Source organism: Pectobacterium atrosepticum, assembly GCF_000740965.1.
Taxonomy (GTDB): domain Bacteria; phylum Pseudomonadota; class Gammaproteobacteria; order Enterobacterales; family Enterobacteriaceae; genus Pectobacterium; species Pectobacterium atrosepticum.
In genome coordinates, this window is record NZ_CP009125.1 from 1,657,740 (window position 1) to 1,663,948 (window position 6,209).

Genomic DNA, 6,209 nt, shown 5'->3' on the forward strand with positions numbered 1-6,209 from the left:
TAAGCCAACCCTTGTTATTGCGGTCCAGCACAATGATCGTCCGCTTCACGCTCAATGCTGCCCGTCAACGCCTGTCTACTTAAAAAACAGGCCTAACGTGGGATATTTTCCGTTTTCCAAGCAGATCTCTTAAACTACACCGCACAGGTCGTAACATATGAGCAATGACCACAAACGGCGATAATTCTGGGTTTTTAGACCCGTCAGTCAGAAGCATTGCTAGAGTGTTCATCAGCGTCTGTTTATAAGAACCCTCGATTCGTGCTGACGCGCCAGGCGTATCCAAAGAACGAAGAGGGTGGTCAGCGGTTCATACGAAGGAAGTAAGATGCTTTTGCCAGATTTGAGCTTTACAAAAACCGCATATCAATCGTCATTTCAAGAATGAGTCGTCCGCTGTTTATTTCTCTGGATGGGCCCAAGGGAGCCGGTAAAACCACACTGTTAGAGGCCATTACGAAAGTACTCAGGGCGGACAACAAGAAGGTGATCCGACTTTGCGAGAAAAAAAGCGACCCCTATAGGGGTGAAACTATGGCCCTCGTTAACAAGCTCGCCAGAAATCCCACTCTGGATTTGGAATGGGAGATTTGTGAGCGCTTTGCTGACAGCCGTGCCTGGATTTCCCTGCACGTGCTGACTAAACAGCCACCTGACAGCATTATCTTGATGGATCGCTGGTACCCGTCTGATGCCGCGTTTCGCCGGATGGTTCCATTTGCAGAGATTTTACAGCTTAACATTGAACGAAACGTGCGAACGCCAGACCTGCATGTCGGGGTTGTTACTGCGCCTGATATTTCATGGGCAAGGGCCGCGGCCCGACCGCGTGGGCTAAGCAGTACAGTGATTCATAAATTCGAAGAGCATGTCGCCTGTACTAAGGCGTTCGAGCGAGAAGTTGCAGAGCAAGGCTGGGTTTTATGCCGTAACGAAGGAATGATCGAAGACGCAACGATGCAGGTGATTTCTGAGATCTACAGAGTGCTCGGATGTCCCACCGACATGGTTTTTTCGGGCTGAGTTTTCGCCGCATTTCGCCAGTAATTGTACCCAGCTCGACCAGCTTCAGAGCAAAGACAATCTGTTCTTCGGTGAATCGTGAATTTTTCATCGGCGCCCCCTCCGTTTCGGGGAGTGTCGGTATTCTGTTTCTGAATGAGGCAGGATTTAGGGTCAGGGTCACATTTGTGCGAACAATTGACAACTTCCGCTTTTCGCTCGCAGCAGTCTGATGGCTCTATTTCGGGCCGTTTAGCGTATCAAACTGCTATGGACGTTTAGACTGGTTATGTGGATAGCTATTTTTTGTTTTCATGATTAAAAAATCAATCAGCGCTTTGACTCGCTTCGCCTTGCCGGTGCTTTTTAAGTAATAGAGATAAACCGGTGGATAGGTTTTCCAGTAAGGCATCATAACTGGGATAAATTGCTCTTTATCAGGCTGCAATTCATACACCGGCTCAAACATTCTGCCTATTCCAAGACCACTGCGTATTCCGTCGGCCATCACGTCAATATCATTACTGATTAGCTGGCCGGGCATATCAACGGTTAATTTCTCACCTTGATCGTCCAGCATCAGTGGGAGTATTCGGTTATTGGTAATAAAGCGGTAGCCGATAAGCTGGTGCTGATGCAAGTCCGCCGGTAGAACGGGTGTGGGGTGTTCTGCAAGATAGGCCGCTGAAGCATACAGGCCTTCACGAAATGGTTTCATCAGCTGACGAGCCACAACGCTCTCTCCCAGGATATCGCCAAAACGAATGCCTAAATCAAAGCGTTCATCAATCATGTTCACGGTTCCGTCATAAACGGAAATCTCAAGCTGTATTCCAGGATAGCTGTGGCAGAACTCGGCCATAAAAGGCTTCAGAATAAGCAGGTAAGCAAAGCGTGACAGCGTAATTCTGACCAGCCCAGACGGTTCCTGATTCAAGCTTTTGATACTTTCCAGCGCATTTTCCAGCGATTCCACAGCCCGCGACGTCTGTTGCAACAGTTGTTCCCCCGTATCCGTCAACTCAATGCGCCGCGTGGTGCGCAAAAAAAGCGGGTGGCCAATATGCTGCTCAAGGAGTTTTAGCGATTTGCTTACGGAAGGCGGCGTTATCTCAAGTTTCCTGGCCGCTGCAGTGATACTGCCTTCACGAGCGATGCTCTGGAAAATACGGATTTGGTTGTAAATGACATTGTTCATGGCGTCATCCCGAGGAGGAAGCAGAGTTTGATTATTAGCTATTGGCTAATAGTGTATAAGTTATTACTGTTCTAAAAAACAGAATAAGGGTTGTTTATACTCACTTCCAGTTAAACAAACCTCTGTTAAGGAAGCCAAAATGCAAAATGTACTGATTATTTCGGGGCATCCAAATCTTAATGAGTCCATTGGCAATGCCACTATCCTGTCGGAAGTCGCGAAAGCATTGCCCGATGCAGAAATTCGCTTTCTTGACGCCCTGTACCCTGACTACCAAATCAACGTGGTGCAGGAGCAGGAAGCCTTACTCAACGCCGATGTGATTGTCTGGCAGTTTCCTTTTTCCTGGTATTCGGTGCCAGGGTTAATGAAGTTATGGATTGATCAGGTTTTTGTTCATGGTTTTGCCCATGGTTCAACCGCAAGATTGGGTGGTAAAAAGCTGATTATTTCCTTTACCGCCGGAGCACCAGAGAGCCTGTATTCCGCTGAAGGTTTGTTCGGTCACGACATTCAGCAATACATGACTCAGTTTGAAACCACAGCAGCGATGTGCAATCTGGATTTGCAGGGCAAGGTTTACACCTTGGGTATCAGCTATGCGGGGCGTGATGAAGCCAAAACTCGCGAACAGAAAACCATGGCCAAAGATCACGCCACACGCCTGATTACTGCGATTAAAGAAATTTCGCCTGCTGTAAACATGGCTGTGTAAAAAAGAGGAAGAAAAATGTATCTCATCAATATTGTGGTAAATGACGATATTTCTCCTGATCAACATGACGCGCTTTTCGCTCGCCATGTCAGCTGGTTTCAGCAGTATTTCAACGCAGGTAAGTTTGTTCTGATCGGCCCCTATTCGGATCGCGAACGGGCAGGGGTCATTATTGCTCAGACTGCAAGCCGGGAGGAACTGGACGCCATCCTGAGTGAAGACGCCTATTTTCCAAATCTAGCTCAATATGAGATCCGCGAATTTATCCCGAAAATGGTGGGAAGCTGGCAATAAAAGATGCCGCAATTCTCATTAAAAAACGTGGTAAGGAGCTAAGAATGCAGTATGTGGCTGAGCGTAACGGCTGAACACGCCTTGTTGGGAATAATGGCACAAAATTTAATACAGCCGAAAAAGAGAGGTCGTTTATGAAAGCTGGGATTTCGTTGTCACTTTCATTGGTTCTGAGTTGTTCTGCCGTTGCGCAGGGGCAGAAAATATCTGTTCCACCCGTGTTTAATATTTTTGAGCTCGTCATCAGGCAGGATAAAAATAACGCCTACGACAGCCTGGCTGAAAAAAATATTACTGCTTCGGTAACCGGTGAGTCTGGAACGCTGGCGATGTATTCAGCCAAAAAGAAAACGAACCCGTCAGTTGCTTATATGTATGAAATTTATGCTGACAGTGATGCCTACGATAAACACCTGAACTCAACGAGTTACAAAGAATTTTTGCGCAATTCACCTGATATTCTGGAAACGAGTCAAACGCGTAGAATTGATGTGATACCGCAATTTCTGGCGGACAAAAAGATTGTGCAAAACGATAGCACGATAAATAACTTTGTCATCGTGGATGTGAAACCAGAGCTTGGGCAGGCTTTTCGCCATGTCGTTTTACCCGAAATGGCACAGTCGATTGAGCGAGAAGAGGGTGTTCTGGCAATGTATGCCGCTATCGATAAAGCTAACCGTAATCGCTGGTATTTTTATGAAATATACGCCAGCGAAAATGCTTATCAGGCTCATCGCCTGACACCACACTTTAAAGCCTACATTAATCAGACCGCAGAGATGACGACCTATAAAGAGGCGATTGATATTAAGCCTGGCTTGTTGATGAATAAAGGCGGCATGCGGTATGAAAATGAGTGAGTTACGCCGTGTTACTGAAAATGCGGTAAAAAGTGTGAAAAGAGGTGGTTATTACTTTTCCTGATTCTCTCTGTGTGTGGGAGGCGTTGACTTGCCTGAACGGGCCTTAGAAAATAAGAAGCGACAACAGGCATAGCAATTCGATGACGGAATCGGTGACATCAGGCTGTCAGCCCATCGAAAATTCAGGCGGTGCGCTGAGCCGTTCGTTCACGGCTATTCTCTGACCCACCAAACCCCGGAACGCAAAAATCCCGCTTAAGTTTCCTTAAGCGGGATTTCTAAATTTTGCTCCTCTGACTGGGATCGCCTTCGCCATTAACTGGCTAATAAGTAAGCTAAGCCCGAATCCCCTTTCTGCCAAGACCACCAGAATGACCCCAGTGCTAAACAGTATTACCTTCATCAGCGATGAGTCGACCGTTTTCGAGCTTGATGCAATGATCGGCTAGGTGGAAAAAACGATCGTCATGTGTGATAGCCAATACGGCTTTACCACGAGCGGCCAACTCAGGCAGAAGTTCCTGATAAAACACGCGTTTGAATAACGGGTCCTGATCGGCTGCCCATTCATCGAACAGATAGAAAGGACGATCCTCAAGATAGGTCACGACCAGCGCGAGGCGCTTACGTTGCCCCTGCGAGAGGTTGCGAGTAGAAAAATAGCCGTTTTCCACCGTGACCTTATTCTCCAGATGCAGCTTGGCCAGTAGTGCGTTAGCGCGTGAATCCAGCGTTGAGTCGGCATCATTCAACCCAATCAGTGATTCGAAAAGATGAAAATCAGAGAATACGGCGGAGAAAAGCTGCCGATAGTTGGCACGATTGCTGTCAACGACCTCGTGGCCGTCAACGGTAATGGTGCCACTTTCCGGCGTGTATAGACCGACCAGCAGCTTGGCGAGCGTTGTTTTTCCGCTTCCGTTACCGCCAATCAGAAACGTAATTTCCCCACGCCTGAGCGTCATATCAATCGGCCCCAGTTGAAACACGCGGTCTTCTTTTTCACGGTAATAGCTATGGATAACGCCAGACAGACTGATAGTGTCGGCATTGCCAAATTCATTCGCGGAGACGGTATGATCGATGGAGTCACGCTCGTCCAGCTCAGATAATATCGCGCTAATTCTTCGTAATGAGACGCGCGCAGAATTTAACGTTGGAATGCTATTCAGTAACCCTTCCAGCGGCATCAGCATGAATAAAAATACGATGACATAGCCCGCCAGCGCTGTTGATTCAAGCCCCGGTATTATGGTTGGGGAAAAGATGACCAGACCAAGGAAACTATAGAAAAGGAAGAGGATCCAGCCAACGCCGAAAGCATAAACACCGAAGGCGCGGGTACGATTTTTGCGTACGGCGTCGATTTCTTTACCGAGTGACTGATTGAGAAACGCATGCGCACGGGAGACATGCAATTTGAGCTCTTTTGCACCGGAAAATAGCGCATTGAAGTGGGTAAATAAGCGATCTTGTGCCTGACCTGCTGCTTTCAGGGAGGTGAACGCCGTGCTTCCGCCCAGACTGTAACCCAGTGAACCAATGACAACGATTGTCAGTGCCAGAAAGAAGATAGGGAGCGATAGCCAGGCAAGGTATCCCAGACAGCCGACGACGATAGAACCTTGCATCACGATGTTCGGCAGGGTGAAGAACAAGAGTGATACGCTGGTTGAGTCATCCGTGATGATCGACTGCGCACGTGAGGCACCCAGTTCTTCTATCTGACGGAAGGGCGCGCGAGCCACACGGCTTGAAATTAGTTCGCGCATTTTTGCCATGGTGCCTTGGCTTAATCTGGCGAAAATGACGCCGCTGAGAATACGGCAGGAAATTGCCAGGACAGTCAATATGGCAAAATACCAGGCGAGTGGCACATAGTCATCGGTGGGCGTCAGCAGCGCTTTGTTGATTAAGGTAATCAATAAAACGCTGGCAATGCCATTGGTGACACTGGCTACTGTGGCAATCGTCAATACCCGCCGTGAATCGAACAAGAGTGAGAGTAAAAGCTTTAGCGCTGGATTTTTGGTTGTCGACGTATTCATATTATGTCCATACGTTATTGAGGCCTACAAGATACCGAGATTCGCGACCAGCGTTGTAAGCTGGTCGCGCCAACAGCCAGCTTTTG

6 protein-coding genes are annotated in these 6,209 nt (G+C 47.9%); 4 read left to right on the forward strand and 2 right to left on the reverse strand.

Translation table 11 applies throughout. The features are described 5' to 3' along the window. The first annotated feature begins 384 nt into the window (after positions 1-384). Positions 385-1,023 carry a dTMP kinase gene (locus GZ59_RS07325; RefSeq protein WP_011093064.1) on the forward strand — a complete coding sequence of 213 codons (639 nt, stop codon included), beginning with the start codon at positions 385-387 and terminating at the stop codon, positions 1,021-1,023. Positions 1,024-1,270: 247 nt separating this feature from the next. Here GZ59_RS07325 and GZ59_RS07330 read toward each other — a convergent pair whose 3' ends face one another. Beyond that, a complete protein-coding gene (locus GZ59_RS07330) occupies positions 1,271-2,200 on the reverse strand; it encodes a LysR family transcriptional regulator (protein ID WP_011093065.1) in 930 nt (309 codons plus the stop codon). Positions 2,201-2,339: 139 nt separating this feature from the next. Between GZ59_RS07330 and GZ59_RS07335 the strand changes: the two genes are divergently transcribed. From GZ59_RS07335 to GZ59_RS07345, 3 genes are all read left to right on the forward strand, one after another. Then, on the forward strand, positions 2,340-2,915 hold the full coding sequence (locus GZ59_RS07335) for an NAD(P)H-dependent oxidoreductase (protein ID WP_011093066.1): 576 nt from the start codon (positions 2,340-2,342) through the stop codon (positions 2,913-2,915). Positions 2,916-2,930: 15 nt separating this feature from the next. Beyond that, positions 2,931-3,209 (forward strand): YciI family protein, encoded by a 279-nt coding sequence (locus GZ59_RS07340; RefSeq protein ID WP_039290959.1) that lies wholly within the window; start codon positions 2,931-2,933, stop codon positions 3,207-3,209. A gap of 134 nt (positions 3,210-3,343) precedes the next feature. After that, a complete protein-coding gene (locus GZ59_RS07345; RefSeq protein WP_039290962.1) occupies positions 3,344-4,072 on the forward strand; it encodes a putative quinol monooxygenase in 729 nt (242 codons plus the stop codon). Positions 4,073-4,458: 386 nt separating this feature from the next. Here the strand turns inward: GZ59_RS07345 and GZ59_RS07350 are convergent, their stop codons facing one another. Beyond that, positions 4,459-6,123: a cyclic peptide export ABC transporter gene (locus GZ59_RS07350; protein ID WP_039290964.1), complete on the reverse strand. Its 1,665-nt coding sequence runs from the start codon at positions 6,121-6,123 to the stop codon at positions 4,459-4,461. Positions 6,124-6,209 lie beyond the last annotated feature (86 nt).